16 protein-coding genes are annotated in these 17,309 nt (G+C 65.9%); all 16 read left to right on the forward strand.

What is annotated here, in order from left to right; genetic code table 11:
* Positions 1–207: 207 nt before the first annotated feature.
* The 16 genes from AC07XB_RS31855 to AC07XB_RS31930 all read left to right on the forward strand — a co-directional run bounded on the left by AC07XB_RS31855 (position 208) and on the right by AC07XB_RS31930 (position 17,182).
* Positions 208–1,536: a FliC/FljB family flagellin gene (locus AC07XB_RS31855; RefSeq protein ID WP_043353502.1), complete on the forward strand. Its 1,329-nt coding sequence runs from the start codon at positions 208–210 to the stop codon at positions 1,534–1,536.
* Between the two features lie 143 nt (positions 1,537–1,679).
* Positions 1,680–2,057 (forward strand): flagellar protein FlaG, encoded by a 378-nt coding sequence (locus AC07XB_RS31860; protein WP_492832848.1) that lies wholly within the window; start codon positions 1,680–1,682, stop codon positions 2,055–2,057.
* Between the two features lie 42 nt (positions 2,058–2,099).
* Positions 2,100–3,572 carry a flagellar filament capping protein FliD gene (gene fliD, locus AC07XB_RS31865; protein ID WP_492832846.1) on the forward strand — a complete coding sequence of 491 codons (1,473 nt, stop codon included), beginning with the start codon at positions 2,100–2,102 and terminating at the stop codon, positions 3,570–3,572.
* 50 nt (positions 3,573–3,622) lie between these two features.
* Complete coding sequence (gene fliS, locus AC07XB_RS31870; protein WP_492372378.1) at positions 3,623–4,069, forward strand: flagellar export chaperone FliS; 447 nt, start codon at positions 3,623–3,625, stop codon at positions 4,067–4,069.
* Between the two features lies 1 nt (position 4,070).
* The gene (locus tag AC07XB_RS31875) at positions 4,071–4,406 is read left to right on the forward strand and encodes a flagellar protein FliT (protein WP_492372379.1); all 336 of its coding nucleotides are present in this window, start codon (positions 4,071–4,073) and stop codon (positions 4,404–4,406) included.
* Between the two features lie 8 nt (positions 4,407–4,414).
* Positions 4,415–5,740 (forward strand): flagellar hook-length control protein FliK, encoded by a 1,326-nt coding sequence (gene fliK, locus AC07XB_RS31880; RefSeq protein WP_492832844.1) that lies wholly within the window; start codon positions 4,415–4,417, stop codon positions 5,738–5,740.
* Positions 5,737–6,057, forward strand: a complete 321-nt coding sequence (locus tag AC07XB_RS31885) for an EscU/YscU/HrcU family type III secretion system export apparatus switch protein (RefSeq protein WP_492372381.1) — start codon at positions 5,737–5,739, stop codon at positions 6,055–6,057. The genes fliK and AC07XB_RS31885 overlap by 4 nt, the downstream gene beginning before the upstream one ends.
* Before the next feature lie 238 nt (positions 6,058–6,295).
* Complete coding sequence (locus AC07XB_RS31890; protein WP_492832841.1) at positions 6,296–8,536, forward strand: O-linked N-acetylglucosamine transferase, SPINDLY family protein; 2,241 nt, start codon at positions 6,296–6,298, stop codon at positions 8,534–8,536.
* Positions 8,537–8,647: 111 nt separating this feature from the next.
* Positions 8,648–10,873 (forward strand): O-linked N-acetylglucosamine transferase family protein, encoded by a 2,226-nt coding sequence (locus tag AC07XB_RS31895; protein WP_492832839.1) that lies wholly within the window; start codon positions 8,648–8,650, stop codon positions 10,871–10,873.
* The gene (gene rfbF / locus AC07XB_RS31900) at positions 10,870–11,643 is read left to right on the forward strand and encodes a glucose-1-phosphate cytidylyltransferase (RefSeq protein WP_043353489.1); all 774 of its coding nucleotides are present in this window, start codon (positions 10,870–10,872) and stop codon (positions 11,641–11,643) included. Before AC07XB_RS31895 ends, rfbF begins: the two co-directional genes overlap by 4 nt.
* 5 nt (positions 11,644–11,648) lie before the next feature.
* Positions 11,649–12,707 carry a CDP-glucose 4,6-dehydratase gene (gene rfbG / locus AC07XB_RS31905; RefSeq protein ID WP_492372392.1) on the forward strand — a complete coding sequence of 353 codons (1,059 nt, stop codon included), beginning with the start codon at positions 11,649–11,651 and terminating at the stop codon, positions 12,705–12,707.
* A complete protein-coding gene (locus AC07XB_RS31910) occupies positions 12,704–13,987 on the forward strand; it encodes a class I SAM-dependent methyltransferase (protein ID WP_492372384.1) in 1,284 nt (427 codons plus the stop codon). The genes rfbG and AC07XB_RS31910 overlap by 4 nt, the downstream gene beginning before the upstream one ends.
* On the forward strand, positions 13,984–14,529 hold the full coding sequence (rfbC, locus tag AC07XB_RS31915; RefSeq protein WP_309408345.1) for a dTDP-4-dehydrorhamnose 3,5-epimerase: 546 nt from the start codon (positions 13,984–13,986) through the stop codon (positions 14,527–14,529). The genes AC07XB_RS31910 and rfbC overlap by 4 nt, the downstream gene beginning before the upstream one ends.
* A 108-nt stretch (positions 14,530–14,637) precedes the next feature.
* Positions 14,638–15,708, forward strand: a complete 1,071-nt coding sequence (locus AC07XB_RS31920) for an FkbM family methyltransferase (protein WP_150992975.1) — start codon at positions 14,638–14,640, stop codon at positions 15,706–15,708.
* An 8-nt stretch (positions 15,709–15,716) separates the two neighbouring features.
* Positions 15,717–16,538 (forward strand): NAD-dependent epimerase/dehydratase family protein, encoded by an 822-nt coding sequence (locus AC07XB_RS31925; protein WP_492832836.1) that lies wholly within the window; start codon positions 15,717–15,719, stop codon positions 16,536–16,538.
* Entirely contained in the window at positions 16,529–17,182 is a 654-nt protein-coding gene (locus tag AC07XB_RS31930) for an LbetaH domain-containing protein (protein WP_492372387.1), read from the forward strand. The genes AC07XB_RS31925 and AC07XB_RS31930 overlap by 10 nt, the downstream gene beginning before the upstream one ends.
* The last annotated feature ends 127 nt before the right edge of the window (positions 17,183–17,309 follow it).

The raw sequence follows: 17,309 nt of genomic DNA on the forward strand, positions 1-17,309 counted from the left end.
CGGCGTCACGCCGCAGGCCCGGCGGGGCTCGTTTCGCGCCGAATCCGCCACTCAGTTTCAATCCATCGCAAAGATCACTCTAAATCTTTTCCGGCACCAACCGATAACCCAAACAACGGTGGCACTTCTCGCCCAGCATTGCCTGGCAGCCAACGTTGCGGCAGCAGCCGGATTGCACAATCTACTGTAAAGAATAGGAGTCGTACCATGTCGATGACCATCAATACCAACACGTTGTCTCTGATGACGCAGAACAACCTGAACGCATCGCAATCGTCGCTGAACAGCGCGATCCAGCGTCTGTCGTCGGGCCTGCGTATCAACAGCGCCAAGGACGACGCCGCCGGCCAGGCGATCGCCAACCGCTTCACCGCCAACATCAACGGCCTGACGCAAGCACAGCGCAACTCCAACGACGGCATCTCGCTGGCGCAAACCACTGAAGGCGCGCTGAACGAAGTCAACAACAACCTGCAAGCTATCCGTACCCTGTCCGTCCAAGCCGCAACGGGCAGCAACTCGGCAAGCGACCTGCAATCGATCCAGGACGAAATCACGCAACGTCTGGCTGAAATCGACCGCACTTCGCAACAAACCGACTTCAACGGCGTCAAGGTCCTGTCGTCCACCGCCACCCCGCTGAGCGTGCAAGTCGGCGCCCAAGACGGCCAGACCATCTCGATCGGCCTGCAAGAAATCAGCTCGAAGACCCTGGGCATGACCGGCTTCACGGTGGCCAAGAACGCACTGAGCACCAGCGGCGCCATCACCACGGTTGCAGCCGCCACCGGCTCCGCACCGGTTTCGGTCAACCTGACCTCGGCTGCCAACGCCCTGTCCGCCGTCGTCGGCTCGACCGTCAGCACCAGCTCCCTGACCCTGAACAACGTGCTGGACACCGCCGGCAACGCCACCAGCAACTACGTGGTCAAGTACGGCAACGACAACTACGCTGCCTCGGTCGACGCCGCCACCGGCAACGTCACCCTGAACAAGGTGCAAGTGAAGATCGGCGATGCCGCCAACGGCAACACCGGCAACACCGTGGCTGGCCAGCTGGTCAAGGTCGGCGCCAACACCAGCGGCGCTGCAGTCGCTTTCATCACCCAAGGCGGCAACAACTACGCGCTGTCCGCCGGTACGCAGGCTGGCGCCCAGGCCAACGGCGGCTCGACCACCACGTCGGTCACGGATGCCACCCAAATCGAGCTGAGCACCGCCGGCACCACCACCGCAACGGCCCAGTTCACCGGCTCGGGCAGCACCAACCCGCTGGCCCTGATCGACAAGGCGCTGGCCACGGTCGACAAGCTGCGCAGCTCGCTGGGCGCAGTGCAGAACCGCTTCAACTCGGCCATCACCAACCTGGGCTCGGCTGTGACCAACCTGTCGGCTTCGCGCTCGCGCATCCAGGACGCTGACTACGCGACCGAAGTGTCGAACATGTCGCGCGCCCAGATCCTGCAACAAGCAGGTACGTCTGTGCTGGCCCAGGCCAACCAGTCGAACCAAGGCGTGCTGTCGCTGCTGCGTTAATTCTCGCAACAGACGGCGGTCTCCTAGCAGGACGGGCTCTACCCGGGCCCGTCCTGCCGGGAATGTTTTCAGAGCGGTCTCCGCTCTGAAAGCGTTTCCACCGAAGCCTTTTGTGCACCGATCCAACGTTGCGAGAACAGATCATGATCAGTTCGACCGAACCGCTACTGCCAATGCCGGCCACGCTCACCGCTGGGCCGGCATCGTCCGTTGGTGCCGCCGGAGCGGCGAGAAGCCAGGCGGATCCGGGTTCGGGGCCAGCGGAATCGAAGCCGACCGACAGCGCCCATGCGGCCGGCAGCACCGGGCTGGACAGTGCGCTGAAGAGCCTCAACGAGGCACTGGAGGCCACCCCGCTCGAGGTCCGCGTCAGCATCGACAAAGCCACGCACCGAATGGTCACGAGTGTCGTGGACAAGGTCTCCGGCGAGACGATTCGCCAGTTCCCCACAAAAGAAGTCCTGCGCATTGTCCGCGCCATTGATAAGCTGCAGGGCCTGCTGATTCACCAAACCGCCTGATCGGGCGCCTCTCCCCGCACACATAAACCACAGGTACGCATCATGAGTTCAACGAGTGCAACGAGTTCGACAAGCGGTTCAGCGATTTCGTCGCTTGGTGTTGGTTCCGGCCTGGATCTGAGCACTTTGCTGACCAATCTGAAATCGGCGGAACAGCTCAAGCTCACCCCGATCACCGATCAGCAGAGCGCGGTCAACACCCAGCTTTCAGCTTATGGCGTGCTGCAGGGGGCGCTGGCCTCGTTCCAGTCCGCCGCCACCGCCCTGGGCACGGCCAGCCTGTACAACAGCACCACCACCTCGTCGAGCAACACCAGCGTGCTGAGCACCTCGGCCGACAATACCGCGGTGGCGGGCAGCTATGCCGTCAACGTCTCGCAGCTGGCACAGTCGCAGACGCTGGTCTCGAACGGCATCACCGACAGCACCGGCCAGCAGCTGGGCAGCGCCACCATCCAGATCCAGTTCGGCACCACCACCACCAGCGGCGGCACGACCACCTTCACACCCGGCAGCGCCGCGGCAGCGTCGATCAACATCAACGGCACCAACAATACGCTGAGCGGCATCCGCGACGCCATCAATGCCGCCAATGCCGGCGTTACCGCCAGTATCGTCAACGACGGCAGCAGCACGCCCTATCACCTGGTGCTGACCTCGAACACCACCGGCGCTGCTTCGAGCATGAGTGTTTCGGTCAGCAGCAACGGCAGCGGCGACCCCACCACCATCAGCAACCTGCTGACGTACAACCCGGGCGGCACGACGGCGATGACGCAGAACATCGCGGCACAGGACGCCAAGCTCAGCATCAACGGCCTGGCGATCACCAGTGCCAGCAATTCGGTCCAGGGCGCGGCCCAGGGCGTGACCCTTAACCTGGCCACCACCGGCACCAGCACGGTGAACGTGGCCAGCAACACCAGTGCCATGGCTACCGGTGTGCAGAGCTTCGTCACCGCGTACAACACCCTGCAGTCCACGGCGGCCCAGCTCTCCGCCTACGACCCGAGCACCAAGACCGCCGGCGCGCTGCTGGGCGACTCCACGCTGCGCGTGATCGAGAACCAGCTGCGCAACGTGATCAATACCCCGCAGACGGCCACCGGCACCACCGGCCTGACCAACCTGACGCAGATCGGCATCAGCTTCAACGCCGACGGCAGCATGTCGCTGGATTCGAGCAAGCTCAATACCGCACTCACCACCAACCGCACGGGCGTCGCGCAGTTGTTCAGCGGCACCGACGGCAAGTCGGGCTACGGCAACCAGCTGTCGAGCGCGGCGGCGGGCTTTGTCTCGCCCACGGGCGCGCTGACTACCGCCACCAACGGTGTCAACGCCACGCTCAAGTCGCTCGCGACCCAGTACACCGATGTGTCGGCCCAGATCGATGCCGCGGTGGCGCAATACCAGACCGAGTTCCAGAACCTGGACACGCTGATGGCACAGCTGAACTCGACCAAGACTTACCTGACGCAGCAGTTCAGCTCTTCGAGCAGCACTTCGGGCTGAGCCCGGCCAGGTTTCTCGCACACGTCATAACAAACTCAGGGAGCGCCGCCATGTACGCACGCACCGCCGCCAACGCCTACACCAATGTCGGCCACGAGACCGGGGCCATGAGTGCCTCGCCGCACCGCCTCATCGTCATGCTGTTCGATGGTGCACGGGCGGCGATCGCCCGCGCCAAGTTCCACATGGAAGCAGGCAAAATCGCCGAGAAAGGCAAAGCCGTCTCCAACGCCATCAACATCATCGAAAGCGGGCTGCGCGCGTCGCTGGATCATGGCGCCAGCGCCGAGCTTGCCGGCAATCTCGATGCGCTCTACGACTACATGACCCGGCAGCTGATGCTAGCCAACCTGCATAACGACGAGAGCCGCTTCAACGAGGTGGACAAGCTGCTGGCCGACATCGCCTCGGCGTGGAGCCAGATCGATCCGGCAGCCATGCCGGAGCCTGCGCCCCAGGCGTCCATGCCGAGGGAAGCGGTCTCCATAGGGTCCTGACATGCTGCCGCAAAAGAAGAAGATCATCGCCTGCTACGAAGAACTGCTGCGCCTGTCCGGCCTGATGTGCGAAGCCGCGCGCGCGGGCAATTGGGATACCCTGTGCGCGCTGCAGAACGGATACGTCACCCAGGTCAGCACGTTGAAGAGCATCGACGACGTGGCATTGCTGAGCGCCGAAGAGCGGCGCTACCGCTACCGGATGCTGGAAAACATCCTGTCGCAGGATGCCGCCATCCGCAACCTGGTCACGCCGAAGATGGAGGAATTGGGGTACCTGCTGAATAACTCGCGCCGCCGCCAGGAACTGCATCACGCCTACGGCTCGCCGGCCTGATACGGCGAATGATCGGCATCAACCTTCCGGCAGATGTATCGCTTGCCCTGCGCGCGGATCCGCAGGCGCTCAAGTCCGCCCTTACCGTAGCCAAGCTCGCAGCCCTGCAGCCGGTTGGCACCGTCACCGACATGGTGGGGTCTGCCGAGGGCGGCAACACCGTGCAGCAAGGCCGGGCTGGAACGGTCGGTACCGGCATGCCGCCTGCGCCCGAAGGCGCGGCAACGACTTCGGCGCGCGAGTCGCTCAGCACGGCCGCGCGCGTCATCCTCGATATCCTGGACGGCACCGACGCCGCGCCGCTGCGCAGCGCGGCGCCCATCGTGGCCACACCGCCTGGCAGCGGCCAGGCCGGCTCGCTGGCAAGCGCGCTGGCCCGCCAGGTTGGGCAAAGCGGCCTGTTCTATGAGTCGCATCTCGGCCAGTGGCTGAACGGCACGCGCGCGCTCGACAGCCTGATGCGCGAGCCACAGGCCATGCTGGGGCGCCCGCCCGCTCCGCCGGCCACCACGGATCCCGCACAACCCGTATTGCAGTTGACGTATCAGCCGGCCGCGGGCGCGGCGGCGCCTGCCCCGGCGCAGGCTGTTGCCCAGGCGGCTGCCAAGGCAGCCACCGCTGTCGCCGTCGCGACGGATTCGGGCAGCCTCCCCCTTCCCGCAGAAGGTCCCGGTGCCGACACGCCGGCACAAGCGCAGAAGGCCGCGAGCACTTATTCAGCGCCCGCTCCCAGCACCGCCTCCACGGCGGCGGCGCCTGCCGCGAACCCGTCCACGCCCTCGGCACATCTCGCCCAGCAGGCAACCCAGGCCTACCAGGCAGCTTCAGCCACGCCGGCGCCGCGTGCGGTGCATCTCTCGGCGGACGACATCTTCGGCGCAAGCAAGCCGGCCGCCGACCCGTTGCGGGCCGCCAGCGCCACCGGCCCCGCCGTGCACCCCGATGCCACCACCTTGGTGCGCCAGCAGCTCGACACCCTGGCAACCCAGCAATTCCGCTGGATGGGCGAAGCGTGGCCGGGTACACCGATGCAATGGCAGATCCTGCGCGAGCAGGATGACAACCCCGCGCGCGGGCAGGGCGAGCCGGATGCCATTGCCGACGGCATCTGGTCGACCCGGCTGGTCCTCGAATTCCCCAACCTTGGCACCGTGGAGGCCAGAATCAGGCTGACCGGCAACAGCATCGAAGCACGCCTGGCGGCGCCCGCCTCCGTCAATCTCCTGGCCGGTGCGCGCGCGCAGCTCCAGGATCGCCTCGCCGCGACCGGCCTCGATCTCACTGCGATGGCGGTTGATGGCATCTTCCAACCGGCCGGGGGCACCAGGCGGTGAGTCAACCCGACGACAACGCGCGCGGCTCCGCGGTAGCGCTGAGCTACGACGAAACGCGCGACAATAGTCCCCGCGTGGTAGCCAAGGGCTACGGCGACGTTGCCGACGCCATCATCGCCCGCGCCCGCGACAGCGGCGTCTATGTCCACAACTCCCCCGCGCTGGTGACCCTGCTCATGCAGGTCGACCTGGATTCGCGCATCCCGGAGCAATTGTACGTTGCCGTGGCCGAATTGCTGGCCTGGCTGTATCAGCTCGAAAAGGGCGAGGCACAAGCCGGTTCCGCGCCGGCGTCGAATACGTTCAGCCCTCGCTGAGTCCCCGGCGGCGGCCGCCCTCCCCCCCGAAAGCGCCGCATTCACCCCACTGCTGCCCCGCCTCCGGAATTAGCCTCTTTTTTGGCTTGTATTCCGGCCTCCCCGTGCCTGTCGTCCTGATAACTTTCAGGGGCCGGAACAGCCTGGCGATGCCGCCGCGACACCGCCTTTCCCGGTACGCGGCGGCGTCGCCAATAAGCGCATTGCCTGTACCAGCCCGCCAAGACGGGCCCAACCGATGAAACCTACCAACGCTAGCAAGTCTCCCCGCCAGATCGAGAAGGCTCGCGCAGCCTACCAGGCCGGCCAGTACCGCGCTGTACTCAGAGAAGCCGAAAAGGCGGAGCAGATCCTCGGCAAGCGGGCCGACGCCTCTTACTGGCAGATGGCAGCCTGGCTGGCCCTGCAGGATACGAAGAAGGCCGGCGAGATCCTGCGCGACGGGCTGCAGCATTTCCCCGACGACATCGAGCTGATGTCTCTTGGCGGTTTCGTCCTGCTGCGCAACGGCGAGCACGAGCAAGCCAGGCAACTGCTGCAGCACTGCGTCGGCGCCGCTCCCGGCTCGCTGAGCGCGTGGGTGCACTACGCCGCCCTGCTGCTGGAGTTGCGCGAACCCGCGGCGGCCAAGGAAGCCGCCAGCAAGGCACTGGCGATCGACCCCAACGAAGCCACTGCGGCCTGCAACTACGCCCTGGCCCTGAAGGAGACGGGCGAAATGGTGGAGGCCATGCCGGCGCTGCGCAAGGCGGTGAAGCTGGCACCGCGCAGCCTCGCCATCCGGGCCAACCTGCTGTTCGCGATGTTGTTCGCCCAGGAGACCACGGCGCTTGACCTGCTGCGCGAAGCCAGAACCTACGAAACGCTGCTGCTGGACGGCCCGCGCTTGCCGCGCAACGACATTGCGCCGCGGCGCACCAGCGGTCCGATCCGCCTGGGCCTATTCTCGAACGACCTGCTGCGCCACGCTTGCGCCTACTTCATCCTGCCGCTGATGGCACATCTGGACCGCTCCCGGGTGGAAGTGGTGGCGCTCTCGCTCAACCCGCAGAGCGACCACGTCACGGACAAGATCCGCCTGCACGCCAACGAGTTCATCGAACTGGCGGGAAGAACCACCACCGACATCGTGCAGACCATCCGCGACGCGCAGCTCGACGTCGTGATGGATCTCGGCGGCCATACCGGCAATTCGCCGCTGCCATACATGGTGCACGAGCTGGCGCCGGTGCAGATGACCTGGCTTGGCTATCCCGGCAGCACCGGCCTGAAGTCCATCCAGTACCGCATCAGCGACGCGACCTGCGACCCGGAAGGCTTCGAGCCCCACTACACTGAAACCCTGCTCAGGGCGCCCACCGTCTTCTGCACGTATGCGCCGCTGGTGCACAGCCCGCTCAATGCGTACGGCCCGAAATACAGGGTCCAGGAGACGCCGGCGCTGCGCACCGGCGCGATCACCTTCGGCTCCTGCAACAACCTGGGCAAGATCACCGAGCAGACCGTGGCCCTGTGGAGCGCGGTTCTGGCCCGCTGCCCGGACAGCCGCCTGCTGATCGAAGCACGCGACCTCGACAACGACGCCGTCAGCGGCCCCCTGCTGGCGCGCCTGGCCCAGGCCGGCATCGATCCGGCCCGGGTCGCCTGCGTCCCCCGGCTGGCGACGAACCAGTACCTGACCTATCACGACATCGACATCATGCTGGACACCGCGCCGCTGACCGGCGGCACCACCACCTGCGACGCCTTGTGGATGGGGGTGCCGGTGATCACGCTGGCGGGGTCGGCCTTCCACTCGCGGATGTCCGCCAGCTTCCTGCATGCGCTCGGCCTGGGTGGCCTGATCTGCCACAGCGACGAAGCGTACGTCGAGATGGCCGCGCAACTGGCCGCGGACGCAAACCAGCTCAACGCCTTGCGCCTGTCGCTGCGGCAGCGTTTCGAGCAGAGTCCCCTGGCCGACAGCGCCGCCTTCGCGCGCTGGATGGAAGACCAGCTCACCGAAGCGCTCAAGCCGCACCGCCCGGTCGACAGCACGCCCGGCCCGCACGACGGCGTGTACTTCTCCGGCACCTGGCACACCATGGCGGAAATCGTGATTGCCGTCGCTGGACTGCTGGAGGCGGGCCGCTACGTGGAACTGCGGGCGCTGCTCGAGAACTTCTCGGCGAAGTGGCCCAGGCACTGGATCGTTCCCTACGCACTCGCCGAGATCGAACATCGCGCCGGGCAGCACGACACCGCGGTCGATTACCTGATGGAGAGCGTTGGCCTGCGGCCCTATCACCTGCCGCTGTACCGCCTGCTTAGCGCGCGGCTCGACGAGTACCAGTACGACAAGGGCTCGCTTGGCGAATTCATGCTGCAGCAACTCGGGGTGCCGCTGGCACTCGTCGAACAGCAGGGTGCGCCAACGGTGCTGGAAATCCTCGGCATCGACGTCAGCCAGCCAATGCAAGCCGAGCCGGCACATGCATGAGCTACCGCTCGCCCGGGGTGCGGACCGCCCCCGGGCTCATCCGCCCGGCGCCGTTGCGGCTGGGTGTTGCCCTGCAACGGCCTGCCGGCCCGGCAAATCCACCCTTACCCTATGAAGAACTTCGCATTCAACGCCAAAGCGGACCAGCATAACAAGAAGGCCGAAGCCAGTCATTTCTCTGGCCACTTCGAGGAAGCCATCGTCCATGCGGAGAAGGCCAGGAAGCTCGCCCCGCATATGGCCAAGCCCTACTACTGGGCGGCTTTTTCATCGCTGGAACTGCATCGCCTCGACGACGCGTACCGTTTCGCCCAGGAAGGACTGGCCGCGCATCCCGGCCAGCCTGAGATCGCGTCCATGTGCGCGCGCATCCTTGCAGCGATGGGCAAGCTGGAGGACGCCAGGACCATGCTGCGAGACTGCGTGGCATCCCACCCGCGGTGCCTTGAAGGCTGGGCGAACTACGCCATCGTGCTGAACAAGCTGGGCATGCATGCCGAAGCCAAGCAAGCCTCGCTCAAGGCCATCGAGATCGCCCCGGATCATCCGGCGATCCTGGCCAACTATGCCAACGACCTGAAAAATACCGGATTTGCCGAGGATGCGATCCGGGTATTGCACCGCGCCGCGGCAATCGCACCGACCAACAAGAACATCCGCTCGAACCTCTTGTTCATGCTCTTGTTCGGCGAGAAGACGGGTGCGCAGGACCTGCTGGCCGAAGCCTCCAGGTATGCGCAAATGCTGGCGCGCGAGCGGCTGCCGAAGCTGGCCGTGCAGCCCCGCCCCCGCTCGGACAGGATCCGCATCGGCATCCTGTCGAACGACTTGTACAGGCACGCCTGCGCCTATTTCCTGATCCCGCTGATCGCCAACCTCGACCGGGCCAGATTCGAAGTGGTGGCGCTCGGCCTGCACGCCTATCACGACAACGTCACGCACAAGATATCCATCTACTGCGACCGCTTCGTCAACCTGGCCAATAAGCCGGATGGTGAAGTCGTCAAGCTGGTCCGCGAGGAAAACGTCGATGTGCTGATCGACCTTGGCGGATATACGGGCACCTCGCCGCTGCACTACATGGTCCACGGCCTGGCTCCGGTGCAGCTCACCTGGCTTGGCTATCCTGGCAGCACCGGCATGCCGGCAGTGCAGCATCGCGTGACCGACTGGATCGGGGATCCGGCCGGGGCAGAGCCCAACTACACCGAGAACCTGCTGCGCGCACCCGGCCCGTTTGCCGTCTACCACCCGCTGGTTGGCAATCCGCTGACGGTCTATCAGAGCGATTACCAGGTCAGGGAAACGCCGGCGCTGCGCAATGGCTTCATTACCTTCGGCTCCTGCAACAACATCGGCAAGCTGACCGACCGGACCCTGCGGATGTGGAGCGCCGTCCTGGCGCGCTGCCCTGGCAGCCGGCTGCTGGTCGAGGCGGCGGGGCTCGATACGGATGAAGTGAAGGTGCCGCTGCTGGAGCGCATGCAGCAAGCCGGCATCGACACGCAGCGCGTCACCTGCATCCCCCGGGAAGGCAAGAACCAGTACCTGACCTACCACGACATCGATATCGCACTGGATACCTCGCCGGTCACCGGCGGCACCACGACCTGCGACACGCTCTGGATGGGCGTGCCGGTGGTCTCGCTGGCCGGCCCGGCATTCCACACCCGCGTCTCCGCACCCTTCCTGCACGCCGTAGGCCTGGGCGGCCTGGTCTGCGAAACGGAGCAGGCCTACGTCGAGATGGCCGCGCAGCTTGCTGCGGACGTGGAGCAGCTCAACGCGCTGCGACTCTCCCTGCGGCATCGCTTCGAGAAGAGCGCCATCGCCGACGTGGCCGGATTCACGCGCTGGTTCGAAGACCAGGCGGCGCATCTGATCAGCCAGCACCGGGATGTGAGCCACCTCAAGCCGCGTACGCAGGACGGCGTGTTCTGCAATGGCGCCTGGCATTCGATGGAAGAACTGGTGCTGACCATCGGGCTGCTTCTGCAGGAAGGACGCCATATCGAGTTGAACAGCCTGCTGGAAAACATGTCGGCCAAGTGGAGCAAGCATTGGCTGATCGCCTTCGCGCTGGGTGAGATGGCCCAGCGCGAAGGCCGCTACGACCGTGCGCTCGAACTACTGATGGAAGCCGTCAACCTGCGTCCGTACCACCTGCCGCTCTACCGCCTGCTCAGCGTGCGGATGCGCGAAGGCGGTCATGACACGAGTCCCGTGGCCGATATCCTGCAGCAGCAGTTCGGCCTCGACCTGGCCCTGCTCGATAGCCAGGGCAAACCTTCGACCTACGAAATCCTGGGCATCCAGGTGCTGGAGGAAGCAGCATGAAAGCCGTCATCTTGGCGGGCGGGCTGGGTACCCGCATATCCGAAGAGTCCCACCTGCGTCCCAAGCCCATGATTGAAGTGGGCGGCAAGCCGATCCTGTGGCACATCATGAAGATGTATGCCGCACACGGCATCAATGACTTCGTCATCTGCCTGGGCTACAAGGGCTACGTCATCAAGGAATACTTCGCCAACTACTTCCTGCATATGTCGGATGTGACCTTCGACATGTCGGAAAACCGCATGGACGTGCACTGCCGCAAGGCCGAGCCGTGGCGCGTGACGCTGGTGGATACCGGCGAGGAATCGCAGACCGGCGGCCGCCTGCGGCGCGTGCGCGAGTACCTCACGCCTGGCGAGCCGTTCTGCTTTACCTATGGCGACGGCGTGTCCGACATCGACCTCACCGCCGAGATCGCCTTTCACCGCAACCACGGCCGCTGGGCCACGGTGGCGGCGGTGCAGCCGCCGGGACGCTACGGCGCGCTCGAGCGTACCAGCGAAGGCATGGTGGCCGGCTTCGCGGAAAAGCCGCGCGGCGACGGCGCCTGGATCAATGGCGGCTTCTTTGTGCTGCAGCCCGAGGTACTCGACCTGATCGCCGACGACAAGACGAGCTGGGAGCAAGCCCCGATGGAAGAGCTCGCCACGCGCGGGCACTTGCTGGCGTTCGAGCACCAAGGCTTCTGGCAGCCGATGGACACCCTGCGCGAGAAGAACATGCTGGAGCAGTTGTGGCAATCCGGCGCGGCACCCTGGAAGACATGGTGACCCGCATGCTAGACGGCTACACCGGCCGGCCGGTCTTCGTGACCGGCCACACCGGCTTCAAGGGCGCATGGCTCGCGCTATGGCTGGCTCGCCTCGGCGCGCGGGTGACAGGCTATGCGCTGGCGCCCGAGTCGCCGGCCGGCCTGTTCACTGCGGCGGGCGTCCAGAGCACGCTGCACGCCCACCACCTGGCTGACATCCGCGATGCGAGCACGCTGGCTGCCGCCATGCAGGCAGCGCAGCCGGAGATCGTCTTCCACCTGGCGGCGCAGCCGCTGGTCGGGGCCGGCTATCGCGACCCGGTGGCCAACTGGGCCACCAACGTCATGGGCACGGTCAACCTGCTGGAAGCGGTGCGCCACTGCCCTTCGGTACGTGCCGTGGTGGTCATCACCACCGACAAGTGCTACGACAACAAGGAATGGTTCTGGGGCTACCGCGAGACCGACCCGCTCGGCGGGCATGACCCGTACAGCGCCAGCAAGGCCGCGGCCGAGCTGGTTGCCGCCAGCTATCGCAATGCCTTCCTGGCCGAACGCGGCGTGCTGGTCGCCACCGCGCGCGCCGGCAATGTCATCGGCGGCGGCGACTGGTCCGACAATCGCCTGGTGCCCGATGCCGCACGCGCGGCCGCCGCCGGCGCGGTGCTCGAAATCCGCAACCCGCAGGCAACGCGGCCCTGGCAGCATGTGCTGGAAGCCCTGCACGGCTACCTGCTGCTCGGCGCACGCCTGATGGCCGGAGAGCAAGCGCTTGCGCGCGCCTTCAACTTTGGCCCGCAAGCCGCCGACAACCTCGCCGTGGGCGCGGTGCTGGCGCGACTGGCGCAACACTGGCCCGAATTGCGCTGGGAGCATCGCCCGGATCCCGCCGGCGCCGCACCGCACGAAGCCCGCAACCTTCACCTGGACTCTGCGCTGGCCAGAGGACTGCTTGGCTGGGAGCCGCGCTGGCCGCTCGACCAGGCCCTTGCCGCTACCGCCCACTGGTACCGTGCCGTGCATGAAGCTCCGGCCCAGGCGCGGTCCGTTACCGAACGACAAATCGAGCAATTCTGCGTATGACAGACGCTGCCCACGCCATTCCCGCTACCCATTCCAGCCACGCTGCCAGCGACGCGGCCTGCCGTTCCTGTGGCCAGCCGCTCGCGCAGACCGTGGTGGACCTTGGCCTGTCACCAGTCTCCAACGCGTTCATCAAGGCGGACGACCTGGCCCTGGCGGAAACCTTCTACCCGCTGCATGCGATGGTGTGCCAGCACTGCTGGCTCGTACAATTGCGCGACGCCACGCCTGCCCAAACACATTTTCACGACGACTACGTCTACTTCTCGTCGTACTCGTCGTCATGGCTGGAGCACGCGCAGCGCTATGTCAGCACCATGACCCACCGCCTCGGCCTGAACGCCGACAGCCGCGTGATGGAGCTGGCCAGCAACGACGGCTACCTGCTGCAATACTTCGTGCAAGCCGGCATTCCCTGCCTGGGCGTGGAGCCCACCGCCAACACCGCCGCCGCCGCACGCGCCAAGGGCGTGGACAGCCGCGAGCTGTTCTTTGGCCGCGACACCGCGCGCGCGCTGCGCCAGCAAGGCTGGGAAGTGGACCTGCTGCTGGGCAACAACGTGCTGGCGCATGTGCCGGACATCAACGACTTCGTCGGCGGCATGCCGCTGGTGCTCAAGGCCCAGGGCGTGATCACGCTGGAGTTTCCGCACCTGCTGCGCCTGATCGAGCAGAACCAGTTCGACACGCTTTATCACGAGCACTACTCGTACCTGTCGCTATCGGCGCTGGAGCCGGTATTCGCCCGGGCCGGCCTGCGCGTGTTCGATATCGAGCACCTGCCCACCCATGGCGGCAGCCTGCGCGTGTTTGCCTGCCATGCCGACGCCAACCACGCGACCCGCCCCTCGGTGGCCGCCACGCTGGAAGAAGAACGCGTCGCCGGGCTGCGCTCGGCCGCGCTGTATGCCGGCTTTGCCGAGCGCGTGCGCAAGGCCAAGCGCGACCTGCTCGCCTTCCTGATCGAAGCCCGCAATGCCGGCAAGCGCATCGCGGCGTATGGCGCCGCCGCCAAGGGCAATACGCTGCTCAACTACTGCGGCGCCGGCACCGACTTCATCGACTACGTGGTCGATCGCAATCCCACCAAGCAGGGCCGCCTGCTGCCCGGCACCCGCATCCCGGTGGTGGCGCCCGAGCAGGTCTTCAGCGACAAGCCCGACTACCTGCTGATCCTGCCCTGGAACATCAAGGACGAAGTCATCGCGCAGATGGCCGGCATCCGCGAATGGGGCGGCCGCTTCGTGGTGGCCATTCCGGAAACCGCGGTGCTGCCATGATTTTCACGCGGACCCCCATCGAAGGCGCATGGCTGGTGGACCCGGAGCCCCTGGCGGACGAGCGCGGCTTCTTTGCGCGCACGGCTTGCGTGGATGCCTTCGCGGACCACGGGCTGAACGGGCGCTTTGTGCAGCAGAGCATCTCGCGCAATACCCGGGCCGGCATCCTGCGTGGCATGCATCTCCAGTACGAGCCTGCCGGCGAGGACAAGCTGGTGCGCGTCACCACCGGCGCCATCTTCGATGCGATCCTGGACCTGCGCCCCTACTCGCCAAGCTACCGCCAGTGGTTTTCGGTGGAGCTGACGGCGCAGAACCAGCGCGCGCTGTACATCCCCAGGGGCGTGGCGCACGGTTTCCAGACCCTGACGGATCTGTCCGAAGTCTTCTACCAGATGACCGTGCCCTTCGCGCCTGCCCACAGCGGCGGCGTGCGCTGGGACGATCCCGAGATCGGCATTGCCTGGCCGCCGTGCGAGAACCGGCTGATCTCGGCCAAGGACCTTGCACTGCCGTGCCTGGCAGCGGTCAGTTGTTATTGAATTTCGTATCGCCCGAGACACCGAAACACCGAATTTCCCGAATTGCCGAATCATCAAATCCAACCGGTCAGCCAAGCCGACCAACAAGCCAAACTGCGGAGCCATTCCATGAGTACCGATCAATTGCAGAAACTGTCCAAAGCCCTGCGCGAAGTTGGCACCAGCGCGGCCGCGCGCGACCGGCTGGTCGCGCTGTGCAAGTCCATCGAGCAAGACCTTTCCGGCTACGAAGGCAGCGTGCGCGATGACATCACGGGCCCCATCGTCGACGCCATGTACGACGACGAATCGCGCCTGCGCAAGACGCTGGCCGATGGCACCGTGTTCGAGTTCCTCTACCGCACCAAGATCGCCCGCGATTTCCTGATGAGCACGCCGGCGCAGCCGGACCACGTATGGGAGCCGCAAACCACCAAGCTGCTGGTCAAGCTGTGCCAGAACGGCGGCAACGCGGTAATTGGCGGCGCTTACTTCGGCGACCAGGTGATCCTGATGGCCAAGCAGCTGGCCGCCGCCGGCGGCGCCTGCCACGCGTTCGAGCCCAATGCCGACCAGCTCGGCATGCTGCGCAACAACGCGCAGCTCAACCATGTGGAGAACATCCACAGCTGGCGCCTGGGCCTGTGGTCGGACAGCAGCACCCAGCTGCGCCTGGTCGGCAACGACTCCTTCGCCCACGCCGAGCGCGCCGATGGCGCTGCCGGCGACGACAGCTTTGCCACCATCACCATCGACGACTACTGCGCCCAGCAAAAGCTCGACAAGCTCAGCCTGATCATGCTGGACATCGAAGGCGCCGAGCTTGACGTGTTCAAGGGCGCGCGCGAGCAACTGTCGCGCCCGGCGCCCGATGCCCCGAACATCGTGTTCGAGGTGCACCGCCACTACGTGGACTGGAGCAACGGCCTGGAGAACGCGGAGATCATCCAGCTGCTCCAGGGCTTCGGCTACAGCGTGTTCGCGGTGCGCGACTTCAACTCCAACGTGGACATGGCCGGCCGCCCCATCGAGCTGATCCCGGTCGACGAGGTCTACCTGGAAGGCCCGGCGCACGGCTTCAACATGGTCGCCGTCAAGGACCCGTCCCTGCTGCAGGGCGCGGACTTCTCCGTGTGCCATGGCGTGAGCCCCAAGCTGCTGTGGCACCGTGACCCGGCGCTGCATCACCCGTTGTCGTGAGGCCAGACATGCCCGGCTCCGTACCTTGTACCGTGATCGGTGGCGCCGGCTTTGTCGGCCAGCGCCTGGTCCAGGCGCTGCGCCAGGCCGGGCATGAAGTCCACGTGCCCGGCCGGGACGACCCCGGCCTGCTGGCGCGCGACCTCGGCCGCGTGTTCTATTGCGCCGGCCTGACCGCCGACTTTGCCGCGCGCCCCTTCGATACGGTCGAAGCCCATGTCGGACTGCTGGCCCGGCTGCTGCAGGCGGGCCGCTGGGACCACCTGGTCTATCTCTCCTCCACCCGCCTGTATGACAGCTCCGCGCTGCCGGTAGGCGACGAGGCCGGCGCGCTCACGCTGCAGCCAGCCAACCCGCGGCATCTCTACGACCTCTCCAAGGCGCTCGGCGAAAACCTGTGCCTCACGCTCGCGCCGGAGCGCACAGCCGTGGCGCGGCTGTCCTGCGTCTTCGACTGGTCGCCGGGCTCGCCTGGCTTCCTGTCCGAATGGCTGCAGCGCGCATCGACCGAACGCGCGTTCCAGCTCGACAGCGATGCCGCCTTGGTGCGTGACTACATCCACCTCGACGATGTCGTGCAAGCCCTGGCCACCGTGTCGGCACTGGGCGAGCGCGGAATCTTCAACGTGGCCAGCGGCGCCAACGTCTCCAACGGCGAACTGGCCGACGTGTTCAACCGCGCAGGCTGGGCAGTCGAACTGGCCAGGTCCACCCGGGCGCAACCGGCGGCGGTATGCAGCGTGACGCGCCTGCGCGCGCTAGGCGTAGCACCGCGCGACGTGCGCGAGGTGCTGGCCGCTCACCTGGAAGGAGCAAGAACATGGAACTGATCGACCAGACACCTGAAAGCCTTGCCGCCTACACCTGCGCGCAGGTCGCGGCGCTGGTGCCGGACGGCAAGGCAGAGACCTTGCTGCCGCTGATCAAGCGCCACCAGGCGCAAGCACTGGCCCGGGTGGAACGCTGCATCAACGCCGTACGCATGTGGCACCCAGGGCGCTTCAACTACCTGCACTCCAGCCAGTACTGCCAGTACCTCTACTACCTGGCCAACACCATCTGGCGCAACGAGGGCGACGCCCGCGCCTGCACGCGGCTGTTCCTGCTGAACAAGGCGCTCAACGGCATCGACCTGTTCTACGAGATCGAGATGCCGGAAGTCTTCTTCATCGGGCACTCGGTCGGCATCGTGCTGGCAAAAGCCACCTACGGCAATTACCTCGTGCTGTACCAGAACTCCACGGTAGGCAAGAACCACGGCGCCGCCCCGGTGATCGGCGACGGTGTGGTGATGTATCCCAATACCGCCATCATCGGCCGCAGCCATGTGGGCAATGGCTCGGTGATTGCGCAGGGCGTTAGCGTGATCAATCGCGATACGCCGGGGGATTGCCTGGTGTACGCGGGAAATGCCGGGGATCTGGTGTGCAAGCCGGTGCGCGAACCAGCGGCGGAAGAGTATTTCCGGTTGTAAGTTCCCGGGAGGCTGTCGGCCCGTGCCGTAACGAAGGCATCGCGGCATAGCAAGCGCCCGCCCTCTCCCCCGGCCCCTCTCCCACAAGTGGGAGAGGGGAGCCAACCAGCGGCAAGATCAACCAACT

It is taken from the genome of Cupriavidus sp. GW821-FHT02F09 (assembly GCF_059421605.1).

Coding starts and splice junctions, on each gene's coding strand:
- fliS (WP_492372378.1), top strand. CDS start 3,623: ATGTACGCACGCACCGCCGCCAACGCCTACACCAATGTCGGCCACGAG.
- AC07XB_RS31930 (WP_492372387.1), top strand. CDS start 16,529: ATGGAACTGATCGACCAGACACCTGAAAGCCTTGCCGCCTACACCTGC.
- fliK (WP_492832844.1), top strand. CDS start 4,415: ATGATCGGCATCAACCTTCCGGCAGATGTATCGCTTGCCCTGCGCGCG.
- AC07XB_RS31855 (WP_043353502.1), top strand. CDS start 208: ATGTCGATGACCATCAATACCAACACGTTGTCTCTGATGACGCAGAAC.
- rfbG (WP_492372392.1), top strand. CDS start 11,649: ATGCTAGACGGCTACACCGGCCGGCCGGTCTTCGTGACCGGCCACACC.
- AC07XB_RS31925 (WP_492832836.1), top strand. CDS start 15,717: ATGCCCGGCTCCGTACCTTGTACCGTGATCGGTGGCGCCGGCTTTGTC.
- AC07XB_RS31910 (WP_492372384.1), top strand. CDS start 12,704: ATGACAGACGCTGCCCACGCCATTCCCGCTACCCATTCCAGCCACGCT.
- AC07XB_RS31895 (WP_492832839.1), top strand. CDS start 8,648: ATGAAGAACTTCGCATTCAACGCCAAAGCGGACCAGCATAACAAGAAG.
- AC07XB_RS31875 (WP_492372379.1), top strand. CDS start 4,071: ATGCTGCCGCAAAAGAAGAAGATCATCGCCTGCTACGAAGAACTGCTG.
- AC07XB_RS31890 (WP_492832841.1), top strand. CDS start 6,296: ATGAAACCTACCAACGCTAGCAAGTCTCCCCGCCAGATCGAGAAGGCT.
- rfbC (WP_309408345.1), top strand. CDS start 13,984: ATGATTTTCACGCGGACCCCCATCGAAGGCGCATGGCTGGTGGACCCG.
- AC07XB_RS31920 (WP_150992975.1), top strand. CDS start 14,638: ATGAGTACCGATCAATTGCAGAAACTGTCCAAAGCCCTGCGCGAAGTT.
- AC07XB_RS31860 (WP_492832848.1), top strand. CDS start 1,680: ATGATCAGTTCGACCGAACCGCTACTGCCAATGCCGGCCACGCTCACC.
- rfbF (WP_043353489.1), top strand. CDS start 10,870: ATGAAAGCCGTCATCTTGGCGGGCGGGCTGGGTACCCGCATATCCGAA.
- fliD (WP_492832846.1), top strand. CDS start 2,100: ATGAGTTCAACGAGTGCAACGAGTTCGACAAGCGGTTCAGCGATTTCG.